At 71.4% G+C, this 17,458-nt stretch carries 14 protein-coding genes; 8 read left to right on the top strand and 6 right to left on the bottom strand.

What is annotated here, in order from left to right; all coding sequences use genetic code 11:
* Positions 1 to 27 precede the first annotated feature (27 nt).
* On the bottom strand, positions 28 to 444 hold the full coding sequence (locus MA879_RS07730; RefSeq protein ID WP_248124830.1) for a PaaI family thioesterase: 417 nt from the start codon (positions 442 to 444) through the stop codon (positions 28 to 30).
* A 215-nt stretch (positions 445 to 659) separates the two neighbouring features.
* Here MA879_RS07730 and MA879_RS07725 point away from each other — a divergent pair, with 215 nt between their 5' ends.
* A complete protein-coding gene (locus MA879_RS07725) occupies positions 660 to 4,346 on the top strand; it encodes a TM0106 family RecB-like putative nuclease (protein WP_248124827.1) in 3,687 nt (1,228 codons plus the stop codon).
* Here MA879_RS07725 and MA879_RS07720 read toward each other — a convergent pair.
* Positions 4,253 to 5,833 (bottom strand): AMP-binding protein, encoded by a 1,581-nt coding sequence (locus tag MA879_RS07720; protein WP_248124824.1) that lies wholly within the window; start codon positions 5,831 to 5,833, stop codon positions 4,253 to 4,255. The genes MA879_RS07725 and MA879_RS07720 overlap by 94 nt on opposite strands.
* A gap of 184 nt (positions 5,834 to 6,017) precedes the next feature.
* Here MA879_RS07720 and purB point away from each other — a divergent pair, with 184 nt between their 5' ends.
* From purB to MA879_RS07690, 6 genes are all read left to right on the top strand, one after another.
* Complete coding sequence (purB, locus tag MA879_RS07715; RefSeq protein WP_248124822.1) at positions 6,018 to 7,451, top strand: adenylosuccinate lyase; 1,434 nt, start codon at positions 6,018 to 6,020, stop codon at positions 7,449 to 7,451.
* Between the two features lie 38 nt (positions 7,452 to 7,489).
* Positions 7,490 to 8,671: an ATP-binding protein gene (locus MA879_RS07710; protein ID WP_248124819.1), complete on the top strand. Its 1,182-nt coding sequence runs from the start codon at positions 7,490 to 7,492 to the stop codon at positions 8,669 to 8,671.
* 57 nt (positions 8,672 to 8,728) lie between these two features.
* Complete coding sequence (locus MA879_RS07705) at positions 8,729 to 9,640, top strand: trimeric intracellular cation channel family protein (protein ID WP_248124818.1); 912 nt, start codon at positions 8,729 to 8,731, stop codon at positions 9,638 to 9,640.
* Positions 9,641 to 9,665: 25 nt separating this feature from the next.
* On the top strand, positions 9,666 to 10,658 hold the full coding sequence (locus MA879_RS07700; protein WP_248124815.1) for a trimeric intracellular cation channel family protein: 993 nt from the start codon (positions 9,666 to 9,668) through the stop codon (positions 10,656 to 10,658).
* Positions 10,655 to 12,199, top strand: a complete 1,545-nt coding sequence (locus MA879_RS07695; RefSeq protein ID WP_248124812.1) for a DUF1846 domain-containing protein — start codon at positions 10,655 to 10,657, stop codon at positions 12,197 to 12,199. The genes MA879_RS07700 and MA879_RS07695 overlap by 4 nt, the downstream gene beginning before the upstream one ends.
* A gap of 145 nt (positions 12,200 to 12,344) precedes the next feature.
* Positions 12,345 to 12,896 carry a hypothetical protein gene (locus MA879_RS07690; RefSeq protein ID WP_248124809.1) on the top strand — a complete coding sequence of 184 codons (552 nt, stop codon included), beginning with the start codon at positions 12,345 to 12,347 and terminating at the stop codon, positions 12,894 to 12,896.
* Position 12,897: 1 nt separating this feature from the next.
* Here the strand turns inward: MA879_RS07690 and MA879_RS07685 are convergent, their stop codons facing one another.
* The 4 genes from MA879_RS07685 to MA879_RS07670 all read right to left on the bottom strand — a co-directional run bounded on the left by MA879_RS07685 (position 12,898) and on the right by MA879_RS07670 (position 16,563).
* A complete protein-coding gene (locus tag MA879_RS07685; protein WP_248124806.1) occupies positions 12,898 to 13,830 on the bottom strand; it encodes an HNH endonuclease in 933 nt (310 codons plus the stop codon).
* A 66-nt stretch (positions 13,831 to 13,896) separates the two neighbouring features.
* A complete protein-coding gene (locus tag MA879_RS07680) occupies positions 13,897 to 14,994 on the bottom strand; it encodes a S66 family peptidase (RefSeq protein ID WP_248124804.1) in 1,098 nt (365 codons plus the stop codon).
* Positions 14,995 to 15,067: 73 nt separating this feature from the next.
* The gene (locus tag MA879_RS07675; protein ID WP_248124802.1) at positions 15,068 to 16,132 is read right to left on the bottom strand and encodes a hypothetical protein; all 1,065 of its coding nucleotides are present in this window, start codon (positions 16,130 to 16,132) and stop codon (positions 15,068 to 15,070) included.
* Complete coding sequence (locus tag MA879_RS07670) at positions 16,129 to 16,563, bottom strand: PadR family transcriptional regulator (RefSeq protein WP_248124800.1); 435 nt, start codon at positions 16,561 to 16,563, stop codon at positions 16,129 to 16,131. Before MA879_RS07670 ends, MA879_RS07675 begins: the two co-directional genes overlap by 4 nt.
* Before the next feature lie 306 nt (positions 16,564 to 16,869).
* Between MA879_RS07670 and MA879_RS07665 the strand changes: the two genes are divergently transcribed.
* Positions 16,870 to 17,445: a DinB family protein gene (locus MA879_RS07665; RefSeq protein ID WP_248124798.1), complete on the top strand. Its 576-nt coding sequence runs from the start codon at positions 16,870 to 16,872 to the stop codon at positions 17,443 to 17,445.
* The last annotated feature ends 13 nt before the right edge of the window (positions 17,446 to 17,458 follow it).

Raw genomic sequence — 17,458 nt, 5'->3', positions numbered from 1 at the left:
CGGCGCACCGGCGGGTGCGCCCGCCGGTCAGCGTCCGGGGGCGGGGATGGTGCGGGAGCGGCCGCGGAAGGCGGCCACCGGGGTGCCGTCGTCGGTGGTGACGGTGATGTCATAGACGGCCGAGCGGCCGGCGGCGGCGACCAGGCGGCCCTCCGCGACGAGGGTCTGCCCGGCGCGGGTGGCCGCAAGGAAGTTGACGTCCACGCCGGAGGCCACGGTGAGGGTGGAGCCGTCCGAGGCGGGGTCGTTGCAGGTCAGCGCGAAGCACGTGTCCGCGAACGCGAAGACGGCGCCGCCGTGGGCCAGGCCGAAGCCGTTGTGCTGGTCCTCGGTGAGCGTCATCCGGATGCGCGCGTGCTCCTTCTCGGCGGCCTCGAGGGTGACGCCGAGCCACCGTGCCACGCGGTCCTCCGCGAGCATGGGGTGGTGGGCGGTCTCGGTCATGGGCGGGCCTCCCTGCCGGCACGGGCGCGCCGGCGCGGCGGCGCAGAGAATTACTGAACGATCATTAGGTAACTCTCTGGATGTGACCCACGTCAAGTCCGGTCCGGTGTGTGACGCTCGCCGACCCCGCCCTGCCGCCGCCGGGGCGAGGCGCGCCGGGACCGTGTGCGCGGGCCCTGCCCATCGCGTCCGCGGCTCCTGTCTAGGGTGACGGCATGGTGACCTTCGCGCCGGACCGCGCCTCCTTCATGCTCAGCCCCTCGGACATCACCGCCGCCGCGACGTGCACGTACGGGTGGCTGCGCGGGACGGTGGACCCCGCGCTCGGGCGCGCCCCGCGGATCGGCGTGGCGGATGCGTTCCTCGAGCGGGTCTCCCGCCTCGGGGACGAGCACGAGTCCCGCGTGCTCGCGCGACTCGAGGCGGAGCACGGCGCAGACCAGGTGGTCCGGCTCGCCCGCCCGGAGCGCTACACGCCCGAGGGTGTGCAGGCCGCCCGCGAGCGCACCGCGGCGGCGTTGGCCGCGCGCCCCGCCGTCGTGTTCCAGGGGATGCTGCACGACGGCGCGTTCGGCGGTCTGGCCGACTTCCTCGTGCTCCGCACGGACGAGGAGCACCCCGAGGGCGCGTACGAGGTGGTGGACACGAAGCTGGCCCGGCATGCACGGGTGACGGCGCTGCTGCAGATCGCCGCGTACGCAGACCTGCTGGACGGCATGGACGTGCCGCGGGCGCGGCAGGGCAGCCTGTGGCTCGGGGACGGTTCCCGGCACGTCGCGGACCTGGACGAGGTGATCCCGGTGTACCGGCACCAGCGCGCCCGGCTGGAGGCGCTGCTGCAGGATCACGTGGCCGCCGGGGAGCCCGCCCGCTGGGGCGACGACCGCCTGAGCGTCTGCGGCGCATGCGAGGCGTGCGAGGAGGCCGTCGCCGAGCACCGGGACGTGCTGCTCACGGCGGGGGCCACGCGGTTGCAGCGCACCCGGCTGCGCGAGGCCGGCATCACGACCATCGAGCAACTCGCGGCGTCCGTCGCACCGCCGGAGGGCATGGCCCGCCGCACGTGGGAGGCACTGCGGGAACAGGCGGCGATCCAGCTGGAGCCGGCCGGGGCGGACGGGCTGCCGCCGCATCGGATCGTGGACCCGCGCGCCGTGGCGGGGCTGCCCGTGCCGGACGCCGGAGACGTCTTCTTCGACTTCGAGGGGGACCCGCTGTGGGTCTCCGCGGACGGGAGCATGGAGGGCCTCGAGTACCTGTGGGGCTGGGTCGAGGCGCCGGGTGGGGACACCGCGCGCACCGCCTCGGCCGACTTCCGGTTCACGGGTCTGTGGGCGGACACCCGTGCCGCCGAGCGGGCGGCGCTCGAGCAGTTCGTGGCGTTCGTGGAGGCGCGACGCGCGGCCCACCCGGGGATGCGGATCTACCACTACGCCCCGTACGAGGTCACCGCGCTGAAACGCCTGACCGTGCGCCACGGTGTAGGCGAGCGCGAGCTGGACGACTGGCTGCGCGCGGGGCTGTTCGTGGACCTGTACTCCACGGTCCGCGCCGCCCTGCGGGCCGGTGTGCCGAGCTACTCCATCAAGAAGCTGGAGCCCCTCTACATGGGGGCGGAGCACCGGGCGGAGGACGGCGTCACGACGGCGGCGGACAGCGTCACCGAGTACCACCGGTACGTCGCCGCGATGGAGGCCGGGGACACCGAGGTCGCGAGGGCGATCCGCGCCGACATCGAGGACTACAACCGGTACGACTGCGTCTCCACGGCGCGGCTGCGGGACTGGCTGCTGGCGCAGGTCGAGCCCGAGGAGGCCGCCGTCGCGGACCGTCCCGTCGACGACGCCGCGACCGGGGACGAGCCGCTGGTCGAGGCCGCGCCGTCGCTCCAGGAGCAGGACGCGGCCCTCGCCGCCTCGCTGCAGGCGCTGGCGGGCGCCGAGAGGGACGAGGCGGGAGGGACGGGGGCCCCGGAGGCGGAGCTCGACGGCGGGCGGCGCGGTATCGCCCTGCTGGCCGCGGGGCTGGGCTACTTCGCCCGGGAGAACAAGCCGCTGTGGTGGGCCATGTTCGATCGGGCCGTGTCCGCCCCGGACGAGTGGCAGGAGCCACGCGCGAACCTGGTGTTCGACACCGTCGAGTCGGTGGGTGCGTGGGAACGCCCCACCCCGCGGAGCAACCCCGCCCGGACGCTGACCGTGACTGGGCGCCTCGAGCCGGGCACCGAGGTCCGGCCGCGTCGGAACAGCCAGGAGAGGTTCAAGCTCAACGCCCTGTACGAGCAGCCGCCGCGCGGGGCGGAGCTGGCCCCCAACGCCGTCCGCTGGCAGAGCCGATCGCCCGTGGACGTGACCGAGGTGGAGGAGATCGCACCGGGCCGGTTCCGCGTCAGCCTGCTGCAGCGCCTCAGCACCAAGTACGAGCCGGAACCGCACGCGGAGGTGCCCATGGCGGTGTTCCACCTCAACTACGTCCGGCCCGGCGGCCTCCTCGAACGCATCCGGGAGCAGGCCGCCGAGGCCGCCCGCCGCGGCCGGCTGCCGGACGGAGCGGTGTTCGACATCCTGGCGCGCCGTGCCCCGCGCACCACGGACCGGACCCTCGCCGCGATCGGGGCGGACGTACGAGACGGCCGGCGGGACGGCGTCGGGGGCCTGGTCGAGGCGGTCGAATCCGCACGCGGCTCCTACGTGGCCGTGCAGGGCCCTCCCGGCACCGGCAAGACGTACGTGGGCAGCCGCGCGGTGAAGGAACTCCTGGACCGGGGCTGGACGGTCGGCGTCACCGCCCAGTCCCACGCGGTGGTGGAGAACTTCCTCGACCAGCTGATCGGCGTCGGTGTGGACCCCGACCGCGTGGGCAAGGAGCCCAAGGACCCGGACGGACCGCACCGCTGGACGACCCTGGGCTCATCGGAGGTCCATGCCTTCCTGGCACCGGGCCGGGTCCTGGGCGGCACCGCGTGGACCTTCGCGAACGCCGCGGCCCAGCCGGTCGACCTCCTGGTGGTGGACGAGGCCGGGCAGCTCTCCCTCGCGCACCTCCTGGGCGCGAGCGCCCTGGCCGAGACGGTGCTGCTGCTGGGTGACCCGCAGCAGCTCCCCCAGGTCAGCAAGGGCGAGCACCCCCAGCCCATCGGCGACGCGGCCCTGACCTGGATCGCGGAGGGCGCCCCCGTGCTCCGCGCCGACCGCGGCTTCTTCCTGGACACCTCGTGGCGCATGCATTCGGCGCTCACCCGCGCGGTCTCCGAGCTCTCCTACGCCGGCCGGCTCGGCGCGCGGGAGGAGGTCACGGACGCCCGCCGGCTCGACGGCGTGGAGCCCGGGCTGCACCCGTGGCCGGTCTCCCACACGGGCAACGCGGTGTCCTCGCCGGAGGAGGCCGCGGCCGTCGTCGAGATCGTCCGGTCACTGCTCGGCCGCACCTGGTCCACCGGCCCGGACGATCCCGGCCGGCCGCTCGAGCCGTCCGACGTGATCGTGGTGGCCCCGTACAACGCGCAGGTCGCCACGGTCCGGGGGGGTGCTCGACGCCGCCGGTCTCGAAGGCACCACCGTCGGCACTGTGGACAAGTTCCAGGGCCGGGAGGCCGCCGTCGCGATCCTGACGATGGCGGCGTCCTCACCGCAGGAGGTGCCGCGCGGGCTGGACTTCCTCCTGAACCGGAACCGGCTCAACGTGTCGATCTCGCGCGGGCAGTGGGCCGCCTACCTCGTCCACTCCCCCGCCCTCGCGGACGCGCTGCCCACCCGCCCCGAGGACCTGCCGATGATCGGCGCGTTCCTGCGGCTCGTGCACCGCTGACTCAGTCGGCGGCGCCCTGGCGCAACAGGAACCGCTGCAGCTTGCCGGAGGGGGTCTTGGGCAGCCGGTCCACGAAGTGCACCCGGCGCGGGTAGGCGTGCTTGGAGTACTCGTCGCGGACCTTCGCCTGCAGCTCGGCCGCCAGGGCGTCCGGGTCCGCGACGGCCCCGGCGGGCACCACGAACGCCACGACCTCCTCGCCCCGCACCCCCTCCGGGTCCGGCAGGCCGACGACGGCGACCTCCTGCACCCGCGGGTGGTCGATGAGCACGGACTCCACGTCGAACGGGCCGATCCGGTACCCGGCGGCGAGGATCACGTCGTCGTCCCGGGAGGAGAAGAAGAACCAGCCGTCGTCGTCCTGCCGGGCGGTGTCCCCGGTCAGATACCAGCGCCCGTCCGGGGCGAAGCGCTCCGCGGTCTTCTCCGGCTCCCCGAGGTAGCCGGGGAACCAGAACAGGGGCGAGGCCGCGTCGATCGCGATCTGCCCGTCCCGGATCTCCGCGGCGATCCCCGGCAGGGGCACACCCATCGAACCCGGGCGGGGCGGCGCGGCCAGCTCGGGGTGCGCGGGGGTGCAGATGACCATGCCCAGCTCGGTCTGGCCGTAGTGGTCGCGGATCTCCGTGCCGAGGGCCGACCGGCCCCACTCGAGCACGGACGGCGGCAGCGGCTCCCCCGCCGTGGACACACGCCGCAGCCGCAGCGGGGCGTCCTCGGTGACCTCCCCGGCCTTGGCCAGCGCGCGGAACATCGTGGGGGCGCCGGCGAGGTTCGTGACGTCCTGCGAGCGGATCACCTCGACCATGGTCGCCGGGGAGAAGGCGCCGCGGTACTGCACCGAGGTCGCCCCGAGCACCAGCGTGCCGACGATCCCGTAGTACAGCCCGTACGCCCAGCCGTGGTCGGCCGCGTTCCAGAACAGGTCCTCGGGGCGCAGGTCCACCGCGCACGTGAGGTAGACGGCGAACGCGGCGGCCGCGCGCAGCGGCACGGGCACCCCCTTGGGGCGGCCGGTGGTGCCGGAGGTGAACAGCAGGGCGATCGGCCCGTCCCCGCCGACGGCGACGTCCTCGGCCAGCGGCGCGGAGTCCGCGAGCGCGTCCCACTCGGCTCCGGTGCGGATGATCTCGATGCCGGGGATGTCCGTGAGCTTCTCGGCCTGGCGGGGTTCGGCGACGACGAGCCGCGCCGCCGCGCCCTCGATGCGCATCCGGGCGGCGCCCGCGGCGAACGCGGTGAACAGCGGCACGTGCACGGCACCGAGCCGCCACAGGGCCAGCAGCGTGATGACGAGCTCCTCCCGTTTGGACATCATCACGGGCACGCGGTCGCCGCGCGTGACACCGCGGGCGGCGAGGCCGGTGGCGAGGCGGCGGGAGCGGTCGGCCAGCTCGCCGAAGGTGAGGTCGACGGCGGACATGTCCTCCGCCACGAACCGGAACGCCACGGCGTCGGCCGGCCAGCGGTCGCAGAGCAGGTGGGCGGTGCAGGCGTCCGGGGTCTCGACGTCGGCGACCCACCCGGCCATCAGCCGGTCGATCGTCCCGGCCTCGTGGGCCTGCCCGGTCCGTTCCGTCATCTCGGTCTCCTCATCCCTCGCGGCACGCCGACGCCGGGCGACGGCGACGTCAGCCACGGTAGGTCCACCGCGCCTCGGGCCACCAGGCGCGTCCGCATGTTGCACTCGCCACCCCGTCGCGGTCGAGGACGGACCCTGCCCTCGCCTTCATCGGGCGTCCGCGGCGCCTGCCAGAATGGGGGCCATGACCTCGCAGCCCGCGCTCGCGTCCACCGCCCACCGTCGTTCCCTCGCCGAGGCCGGCATCGCCCTCGGCCCGCTGGACGGCCGCTACCGCGCCGCCGTCGAGCCGCTCGTGGACCACCTGTCCGAGGCCGCGCTGAACCGCAACCGCGTGCACGTGGAGGTCGAGTGGTTCATCCACCTCGCCGAGCACGCCGTGCTGCCCGGCCTCGAGCCGCTCACGGACGAGCAGAAGGCCGGCCTGCGGGCGATCGTCACGGACTTCGACGCCGATTCGGTGGCCGAGCTCGCCGCCACCGAGAAGGTCACGGTGCACGACGTGAAGGCGGTGGAGTACTTCATCGCCGACCGCCTCGAGGGCCTCGGCCTCGGCCGCCTCACGCCGCTCGTGCACTTCGCTTGCACCTCGGAGGACATCAACAACCTGGCCTACGCCGTGGGCGCCCGCGACGCGATCCAGCAGGTCTGGCTGCCGGCCGCGCGCACCGCCGTCGTCGCCCTCTCCGAGCTGGCCGTGGCCGCCGCGGACACGCCCATGCTCTCCCGCACCCACGGCCAGCCGGCCACGCCCACCACCCTGGGCAAGGAGATGGCCGTGTTCGTGCACCGCCTCACCCGCCAGACCGACCGCGTGGCCGCCCAGGAGTACCTGGGCAAGATCAACGGCGCCACCGGCACCTACGCCGCGCACCTGACCGCCGTCCCCGAGGCGGACTGGCCGGGGATCGCCCGGTCCTTCGTGGAGCACCTCGGCCTCACCTGGAACCCGCTGACCACCCAGATCGAGTCCCACGACTGGCAGGCGGAGCTGTACGCCGACGTCGCGCGCTTCAACCGGATCCTCCACGGCTTCTGCGTGGACGTGTGGAGCTACATCTCCATCGGCTACTTCGCGCAGATCCCCGTGGCCGGCGCGACCGGCTCCTCCACCATGCCGCACAAGGTGAACCCGATCCGCTTCGAGAACGCGGAGGCCAACCTCGAGCTCTCCTGCGCCCTGCTCGACTCGCTGGGCGCCACCCTCGTGGAGTCCCGTTGGCAGCGCGACCTCACGGACTCGACGTCGCAGCGCAACATCGGCGTGGCACTCGGCCACTCGGTGCTCGCTCTGTCCAACGTCACCAAGGGCATGGGCCAGCTGCAGGTCGCCGAGCCGGTGCTTGCGCAGGACCTCGACACGAACTGGGAGGTCCTCGGCGAGGCGATCCAGACCGTCATGCGCGCCGAGGCGATCGCCGGTGTGCCGGGCATGGACAATCCCTACGAGCGCCTGAAGGACCTCACCCGCGGCCAGCGCGTGGACGCCGCCCGCATGCGCGAGTTCGTGCAGGGCCTGGGCCTGTCCGACGACGCCGAGGCGCGCCTCCTCGCGCTCACCCCGGCCGCGTACACGGGCATCGCCGCCCGCCTGGCCGCCGAGTTCGGCGGGCGCTGACGGGTCTGCCGAACAAAAAAAACAAATACGATGTGAGCATGCGCGATCCCGTGCCCTGCCCAGACCAGCCGAACAGCCCCTTCACGCCGGGGTACGGGCGGCGTCCCCTCGTGTTCGGCGGCCACGAAGACCTGCTCCGCGACATGGGCAGAGTCTTCCAAGACCATGACTTCGGCGAGAACCAGTCCGTCCTCCTGTCCGGGCTGAGGGGCGCCGGAAAGACCTCCATGCTGCAGCGGATCGAAGACCTCGCCCGGGATGCTGGTTGGCTCGTGATCAGCGAGGATGCCAGCGCGGGCCTCCAACGCCGGCTGGTGGAGAGCACGTTGCCAGACGTCGTGAATTCCCTACCCCGGCAGACCAAACGTGAGCTCAAGGAACTGGGACTCTGGCACTTCTCCGCCGCGTGGGAGGTCACAGAGCGTCCCTCTCGTCCCCTCATGCGCAATGATCTGGTGACCGTTGCCCAACATGCCGGGGTGCGCGGAATCCTCATCACGATCGACGAGGTCTCCTCGGGCAAGACGCGCCTGCGAGAGGTCAGCGCCGTCGCACGGGAGATCTCCCATGCCATCAGCCGCGGAGCAGACATCGTCGTGGCATTCGCCGGCATCAAGGTCGACCTCGACGAACTCGTACGGCAGGAGCACACGACCTTTCTCCGCCGCTCCCGGACCGCCGACTTCCACCGACTTTCCCCGGGGGAGACCCGCCACGTCCTCGCGGAGACGGCACGCCTCGGCGGCCGGGAGTTCACCGCAGAAGCTCTGGAGATGCTGATCACCACGGCCCAGGGCTACCCCTACCTCGTCCAGCTGCTGGGCGACTACGCGTGGCGACACCGGCCGGACCAGCCCCGGATCGACCTGTCCACCGCCGAGGCGGCCCGCGACCGGGGGCTGCAGGCGGTGATGGACCGTGTGCTGTCGAAGGTCTTCAACGACCTCTCCGCCAAGGATCAGGAGTTCCTCCGCGCCATGGCTGTCGACGAGGAGCGATCCCGCATCGGCGACATCACCGCGCGCCTCGGCTCCTACAGCCAGTATGTGAATCAGTATCGGAACCGACTCATCGACAGCGGCTACGTGCAACCGGACGGACACGGGTACCTCCGCTTCGCCCTTCCCTACCTCGGCGCCTATATCCGCTCTCTGACCGACAGGGGCCCGGCGTCGGCTCCGGACGACGACTGGAGCGCCTACCCGCCTCCCCTGACATGACGGGCGCCGCCCCGGGCTGCGCGGACACCACAGGAGCGTCCCCGCTACCGTGACCCCATGCTGACCTCCTCCGTCGCCGTCTGGCTACTGACCACGACCCCCAAGAACCCGGAAGAGCTCCAGCGCGACCTGCCCTCCGCCATCGACGAGACCGGCCAGGTGGCCCAGGCCGTGACCCAGATCGTCACGACGGTGGACCTGGTGGGCGTGTTCTTCTTCGCGATCTCCGGCGCCATCCTGGCCGTCCGGAAGGGGTACGACATCGTCGGCTCGCTGCTGCTGGCGCTCATGGTGGGCACCGGCGGCGGCGTGATCCGCGACCTGATCGTCAACCAGGACGTCCCGGCCGCGTTCCGCAACCCGTGGTACCTGATCCTGCCCGTGCTGGCGTCCCTTGCCGTGTTCTTCAAGGTGTTCGACGGGGAGCGCGGCAAGCACGCCGTGATGCTCGTGGACGCGGTGGGCCTGGCCGTGTACTGCGTGGTCGGCACCCGGATCGCGCTGCTCGGGGGGCTCTCCCCCGTCTCGGCCGCGGTGCTCGGTCTCGTCACGGCGGTGGGCGGCGGCCTGCTGCGGGACGTGGTGGCGGGCGAGCCTCCGGCCGTGTTCGGCGGGCGCGGCTGGTACGCCGTGCCTGCGCTGATCGGCGCCGCCGCCACCTCCGCGCTGGGCCAGGCCGAGTGGCTGAGCATCTACACGATGCTCGCGGTGATGCTCGTGGTCCTGGCGCTGCGCGTGGTCTCCCTGCGCCGGGAGTGGATGGCCCCGGGCGCGGAGATCACCGGGGAGACCCAGCGCCAGCGCATGGACCCGGACGACGCCCCGCCCGTGCCGGACGTCCGGGACCAGGGCAGCCCCGACGACCCGCCGCGCGAGAGCGGCCAGGAGCCCACCACTCCCACCCCGCAGGTCGAGGAGAATGGCATGGACCGCGCCGTCGAGGGCGACGACGCCGCCTCCCGCCGCTGACCCCTCCCCCTGGAAAGGAGCCGCCGTGGCCCTGCCGCAGCTGTTCGCCGAGCTGGCCGACGTCCCCTGGCTGCTGACCGCCCTGGACCTGGTGGGGGTGTTCTTCTTCGCGGTCTCCGGCGCCCTGCTGGCCGCACGCAAGGACTTCGACCTGGTGGGCTCCGTGGCGCTGGCCCTGCTGGCGGGCCTGGGCGGCGGCATCACCCGGGACATCGTCCTGGACCGGGGCCTGCCGGCGTCGCTGCAGGACCCGATCTACCTGGCCCCGCCCGTGCTGGTGTCCCTGCTGGTGTACGTCAAGGCGATCCACCCGAACCGCCTGAACCTGACGATCACGCTGTTCGACGCGGCGGGCCTGGCCCTGTTCACGGTCTCCGGTGTGATGATCGCCCACACGATGGGCGTGCACCCGGTGTCCGTGGTGGTGGTGGCCACCGTGGGCGCCCTCGGCGGCGGCGTGCTGCGGGACATCGTGGCCAACGAGGTGCCGTCCATCTTCGACCCCCGCGGCGTGTACGTGATGCCCGCCGTGGTGGGAGCGGCCGTGGCGGAGCTCGTGGCGCAGCGCGGCGCCCTGAACGCGTTCACGGGCTTCCTGATCGCGCTGCTCATCTTCACGGTGCGCATGCTGGCGTACCGCTACCAGTGGCGCCTGCCCGGCGCGGACGTCAGCCAGGACAGGGACCAGCTGGACCGCCTGCGCCGGCTCGCGGAGCAGGCGCACGCGCGGGCCGTCCGACGCGCGGCCCGCGCGCGGGAGCGCATGCCGCTGCCGGTGTTCGGCCCCGCCGAGGAGGACGAGGGCCGGGTGCGCGTGGCGGACTTCGACCCGGACACACAGGCCATCACGGTGGTGGACCAGGCCTCCCACCAGTCGGTCCGGTACCACCCGGAGACGGGCGTCATGGACGTCACGGACCTGCGCACCGGCCGCACCCGCTCCTACGACGACCCGGAGACGGACTGGGTGGCGGACACCGGCTCGGCCGATGAGACGGGCTATGCTGGAGGTCCATGACCGGCACCGCTGACAGCGTCCCCACCATGGCCACCGCCGCCTCCGGCCCCCTCCACCGCGTCGGATTCGACCGCGCGGAATACATCGAGCTCCAGTCCCAGCACATCCAGGAACGCCGCCGCCAGATCGGCGGGAAGCTGTACCTGGAGATGGGCGGCAAGCTCTTCGACGACCTGCACGCCTCCCGCGTCCTGCCCGGCTTCACCCCGGACAACAAGATCGCGATGCTCGACCGCATCAAGGACGAGACCGAGATCCTGGTGTGCTTCAACGCCAAGGACCTCGAGCGGAACAAGGTCCGCGCGGACCTGGGCATCACGTACGAGGACGACGTCCTGCGCCTCGTGGACGTGTTCCGGGAGCGCGGGTTCCTGGTGGAGCACGTGGTGGTCACGCAGCTGGAGGACGCCAACCACCGCGCGCTGGCGTTCCTCGAGAAGCTCGAGCGCCTCGGCCTGAAGGTGGCCCGCCACCGCGTGATCCCCGGCTACCCGCACGCCATGTCCACGATCGTCTCGGAGCAGGGCTTCGGCGCCAACGAGTGGTCCGAGACCACGCGGGACCTCGTCGTCGTGACGGCCCCCGGCCCGGGCTCCGGCAAGCTCGCCACGTGCCTGAGCCAGGTGTACCACGACCGGCAGCGGGGCATCCCGGCCGGCTACGCGAAGTTCGAGACGTTCCCCATCTGGAACCTGCCGCTCGAGCACCCGGTGAACGCCGCCTACGAGGCCGCCACCGTGGACCTGGACGACATCAACCTGATCGACCCGTTCCACCTGGCCGAGTACGGCGAGCGGGTAACGAGCTACAACCGCGACGTCGAGGTGTTCCCGCTGCTGTCCGCGCTGCTGGAGAAGGTCACGGGCACCACCCCGTACAAGTCCCCCACGGACATGGGCGTGAACATGGCCGGCGCGGCGATCGTGGACGACGAGGTGTGCCGGGAGGCCGCGAAGCAGGAGATCATCCGGCGCTACTACAAGGCCCAGGTCAACGAGGCCCTGGAGGGCGCGGACGACACCGAGTCCGAGCGCGTGGCCCTGGTGATGTCCAAGCTGGGCCTGAGCTCGGAGGACCGCCCGGTGGTGGGTGCCGCGCAGTTGGTGGCCGAGCGCACCGGCGAGCCCGGCGCGGCCGTGCAGCTGGCGGACGGCACCCTGGTGACCGGCAAGACCTCGGAGCTGCTGGGCTGCTCCGCCGCGGTGCTGCTCAACGCCCTCAAGGTGCTGGCCGGCATCGAGGACGACGTGCACCTGCTCTCCCCCGCCTCGATCGAGCCGATTCAGACGCTTAAGACCGTGCACCTGGGCTCCAAGAACCCGCGGCTGCACACGGACGAGGTGCTGATCGCGCTGTCCGTGTCCGCGGCGACCGACGAGAACGCGAAGGCGGCCGTCGAGCAGCTGGCCAGCCTCGAGGGCTGCGACGTGCACACGACGACGATCCTCGGCTCCGTGGACGAGGGCATCTTCCGGTCCCTGGGGATGCTCGTGACGAGCGAGCCGAAGTTCCAGAAGAAGGGGCTGTACCGGAAGCGGTGAGGCGGGGCGGAGGCGCTTTCGCTGACGCAACACGCCGACATATTGTCCCAGCCAGACTTTGAGGAATACACCCACAGTGATGAAGCAAAATCCCCACCCTCTTGAGCATTTGCAAACCAAGTACCCAGCCACGAGTCGCCATTCAATGATGCAGCTCAACCCTTTCGAAGACTTGGGTTACTACGCATTTAATTACAAGGAAGCGGCGGAGATGCTTTTCTCTCAATGGGAGGGTCGCCCTGAGCAGGATGCATTCCTAATGCCGCTTTTAGCCCTATACCGGCAGGCATTTGAACTGGAACTCAAGTCCTTGGCCCTCGCAATCGCTTCACACCAAGTTCGCCTCGGGGGGGATCCAGAGAAATACTCTCGTAGCGCAATGGAAAGTACTATTGGTCAAAAAGGATTCGGCCATAGTATCGAAAGGTCGAAGACATGGATCAATGAGGAGCTAAAATTGCTAGGATTTGCAGGCGAGGCCTGCACGCCCAAGCTTGATGAAATAGCGACCATGATTCATAATCTTGACCCCAGGGGTACTGATTTTAGATACCCCGCAAAAATCACTGATAGCATTTCTATTAACCCAACTGGGCTTTTAGAAGACCTTCGAGACTCCTTTAAGGAGCTCCAAGGACTACATGCGCTTATCGAAGCCCACCTCGAGGCAGTGCCCGGCATTAAGGATCTAGTGTGAGTTAGGCGACGTCAGCGACGGTGGCCGCCTGGAACCGGTCATAGGCCCACACGAGCTTGTCGCGGTCGGGCCGGTTCGCACGCAACTTGGGCATCATCATGAGCGGCTGTCCGTGCAGGTCCTGCAGGCCGTGCCGCAGCATGGGCCCGTCCACCTCGTCCAGAAGGTCCTGCCGGATCTGCACCGTGTAGTCCGGCCGGATCCCCAGGAAGCGCCGATCGAACGCTGCATGGTGGATCTTGCACAGAGCCATGCCGTTACCAATGGTCGGGGTACCGAGTTCATGGCTGTCGTCCACGATGTGTGCGGCATCTAGCAGCTCGGGGTGGGCAAGGTTGCATACCGCGCAGTGGTTTTCGTACGCCATGAGCACCGTCGATCGGAAAACAGGCTGGTGCAGGCGTACTTTTGTCTCCCGCATGAGATAGCGCTTGAGCGCAGGCACTGCGAACCCCTCGTCAAGCTCCTCCACGGCGAAGTCTTCTTCAGCGAGCGGAGCCATGACGAACTGCTGCAGCTCCGGCTCCTCCCGGACGAGGTAGACCGGGGCCACGACTTGATATTCCGGGGGCTTTCCCCCAATGCCGATGAACCAGATAATTGGCTGCCGCAACTGCATAGCCCGGCGTAGCCCGACGTTCTCAGGGTGCTGCGGGTTGTCTCCGCGCCACTTGTATCGGATGAGACCATCTGCGCCGACCTCATCCTCGTAGGGGCGCTTCTGGCCTGGCGAGCGGTACGTGGTCACGATGGAGAGGGTCGCTTCGAACCCTCGTGGTTTCCAGATGCCTTGCTGGGAGGGGATCAGTCGAAACGGCTGGCCGTTCCACTCGAAGTCAGCGATCTCGTCACGACTCAGGGGAATCTGCCGGTCGAAGGTGCGCTGCTCAAGCCAGGCAATCGCAGCATGGCGCAGACCTTCTGGTTCGGCCATGGGAAACCCCCTCATCTGTGGGGCCTCATTACCGGCCACCGTCTGAGCCGCAGGCTACCAACTGGCTCACCCGAACTCCGCCCACGCCCGCCTCTGGTCCCCGTCCACGGTCATCACCCCGCCGTGCGGCAGGATCCACTGCGGCCGGGTGTGGCCGAACGGCACGCCCACGCACACCACCGCGTCCGGGTTGTACGTCGCCACGGTCTCCACGATGACGTCCGCCTGCTCCGCGCGCAGCCGCGCCCGCTCGTCCGCCTCGCGCGGGACCTCGAAGGAGCTCGTCGGCGGGCGGGCCGCCAACACGGCGTCCACGGCACCGAGCACGCCCCGCTCACCCAGGATGCGCAGCAGTCGACGCACCTGGCCGGCCGAGGGCAGCTCCTCGCTCGTCTCGAGCAGCAGCACACCGCCCTCCAGCGCCGCCACATCCGCAGGGCCGCGCCCGGCCGCCATCACCCACGGCAGTACCTCGAGGCACCCACCCCACGTCCGGCCGGTCACCGCACGCTGCGGCCCGGCCCACCGCCACGGCGAGGCGCCCTCGCCGAGGCGGCCCGCGCCGTCGTCGTCCTGCGGGCCCGGCACCGGCTCCCGCTCGCCGAACTCACTCAGCGCCCGCGGGTCCAGCCAGTCGACGCCGTGGTCCTCCGACTCCCCCGGCTCCGTGATCTCCAGCCGCTCCCCCGTGAGCAGGGCCGCCCCCAGGGACGCCGCGTGCACCTCATCCACAGCCGGTCCCGGCCCCAGGTGCACCTGCGTGGACCCGCCGTAGTAGCTCTGCACGCCGTGGGCCCACAGCCACTGGTGCAGGTTGGTGTTGTCGCTGTAGCCCAGGAACGGCTTCGGGTCCCGTCGGACGGCGTCGGCATCCAGGTGGCCGATCACCGTGATCTGGTCCTCCCCGCCCACGCTGGCCAGCACCGCCCGGATCTCCGGGTCCGCGAACGCCGTGTTCAGGTCCCGCGCGCGGTCCTCGGGGCTCGCCCCGAGCTGCCGGGTGGTCGGGTACTCAACCGGCACCAGGCCGGTCACCTCGGCCAGTCGATGCATCGCCTGCTCGTGCACGGCGGGGGCGAAGCCGGGCGCCGCGAACGACGGCGACACCACCGCGACCCGGTCACCGGGCCGGGCCTTGGGCGGGGAGATGAGGGGGTGCGTCATGCGGGGAGCGTAGCCGGGTATGCCGTCGTCATCGTCGGCTCTGAGGCCGCCGGCTGCGACCGCCCTGACCCGCTCACCCTGGGTGAGGCGACACTGCCCGCCGGTGCATCCGCCACATCCGCCATGCGATCAGCGGCATGAGCACCGCGCCGGCCACCGTCCACCAGTCCAGCGGGGCGGCGCGGTCGGCCAGCTGCGCCCACAGCTTCCCGACCCAGTACACGGCCACCGCGGTGAGCAGGATCGCCTCCCACCGCAGCCGCCGGCCGCGGTCCGGGCGGAACCGCGCGGCGTAGTCCTGCGGGTTGCCGAACTCCTCGGCCATCGGACGGCCGGACGCCGCCGCGTGCGCACGGGCCTCGTCCACCACTTCCCGCACGCGCGCGTCCGAGTAGGCGAGCTTCGAGCGCAGGACGCCACCGAGCACGAGGGCCCAGGCGTCGTCGTCAGGGGTCTGTGCGGGAGTGGCGTCCGGGACGTCGTCCCTGGGCAGCAGCCAGAAGCCCAGGGCGCCCAAGCCCAGATAGCCGGCCACGATCGCCGCATGCCACCCCACGGAGCCCGTGAACAGGGGCTGCTCCGAGAGCCAGGGCAGCAGGAACCCCGCCCCGACCACCAGCGGCACCGCGCCTGCCGCCACGGTGCCCACCGTCGCCGAGAAGGAGCGCCGCAGGATGGTCTGGGACCACAGGGTGATGACCACTGTCATCACCACGGCGAGCACCAGCGAGAACAGGACATGCCCCCACGAGTAGTCGACGGTGAGGCCGTCCCGGAACGCGAACACGACGGCGAACGGCACGGAGAACAGTGCGGCGATGATCAGCGCGTTGCACGGTGCCGCCCGCCACGTCAGCGACGGGTCCGTGTCGAGCACGGACTCCCCGGCCGCGCTCGCCTCCGCCGCGCGCTCCCGGGCCCAGTCCGCAGCCGGGCCGAAGAGCTCCTCCGGCCCCTGCCCCGACTCCTCGACGGCGGCCAGCGCCTCCGTCAGCTCCCGCAGGACGATCTCCTCCCGGACGTCGTCGGGCAGGAAGCGGCCCGCGGCCGCGGCGGCCCAGTCCTGGTCCGCCGGCACGCCGCGCGCGGCGGCGAAGCGGTCCAGCAGGGCCGGCAGGGGTGGTTCGTGGCGGGTCATCGGGCGGCCTCCTGCGGAACGGGAGCGGGGACGGATTCGGCGGTACCGCCGTCGGCGCCGGCCTCCCCCTCAGCGCCCAGGGCCGCGAGCGCGGCGCCGAGGGCCTGGAAGGAGGCGACGGCGTCGGCGTACTCGGCGCGGCCGGCGGCGGTGAGGGCGTAGTCCTTGCGGCCGGGGCCGCCCTGGCCCTCCACCCAGCGGGTGCTGACGTGTCCGGCCTCCTCGAGGCGGGCGAGCACGGGGTAGAGCGAACCGCCGCGGAGCCTGCCGAAGCCGCGGGCGGCAAGCGCCTGGGCGATCCCGTAGCCGTGCAGCGGTCCGCCCATGAGTGCGCCGAGGATCGCTGGCTCCAGCGCGGCGCGCACCCAGGCCGAGGGCCAGGGGCGGGCGGCTGCGGAGGCGGGGGCAGCGGGGTCGGACTGTGTAGGCATGTATCTAAGTACAGATCGTATCTATAGATGTCGTCAAGCTGTGGGGCGGATGGGGTTCTCCCGGGTTCCGGCATTGTCGCGTCCGCAGCCCGTGACAGAATCGTGTAGGACGTGACCCCCGACGCGCGGACCCACCTCCGACGCTCGGCAGCGCCGCGGCCCGTGTCCCGGGCCCGTCGTCGCCGTTGCCTCCGGCCTGTGCTTTCGAACGTGGAATGGGGCGAATGGTGGCTTTCGAGCGCGGAAGAGGGGCTGTTCCGCGTTCGAAGACGCCTGGGGTGGGGTTGACACCCGTACGCTCACCCCATGGACACCACCCCGCACGACGACGCCGCTCCGCGCATCGACGAGCACGGCCGCCCCGAGCCGCCATTCCACGGTTCCGAGACCGCCACCCTCCTCGGCTTCCTCGATTTCCAGCGCACAACGCTAGCCTGGCGCACGGACGGCCTCGACGACGCCGCCCTCGCCCGCCGCCTCGACGGTCACCCCTCGGAGATGACCCTGGGCGGGCTGCTCAAGCACCTGGCCTTCGTGGAATTCTTCTGGTTCGAGGTCACCGCCCACGGGACCCCGGCCTCCGAGCCGTGGGTGTCTGTGGACTGGGACGCGGACCCGGACTGGGACTGGCATTCCGCCGCCGAGGACTCCGCCGAGGACCTGCGCGCGCTGTGGCGGGAGTCCGTGGAGCGCTCGCGCGCCGTCGTCGAGCGCCTGCTGGAGGCCGGCCCGGCCGCCCTGGACGCCACACACCCCGCCTGGGGCGGGCGTGAGCAGGTGAGCCTGCGGTGGATCCTGACGCACATGATCGAGGAGTACGCCCGGCACAACGGGCATGCGGACCCGCTGCGGGAGCAGATCGACGGGCAGGTCGGCGAGTGACCGCGCACCCCGG

It is taken from the genome of Micrococcus lacusdianchii (assembly GCF_023155805.1).
Lineage (GTDB): Bacteria > Actinomycetota > Actinomycetes > Actinomycetales > Micrococcaceae > Micrococcus > Micrococcus lacusdianchii.
This window is presented reverse-complemented; position numbering and strand designations above follow the sequence as displayed.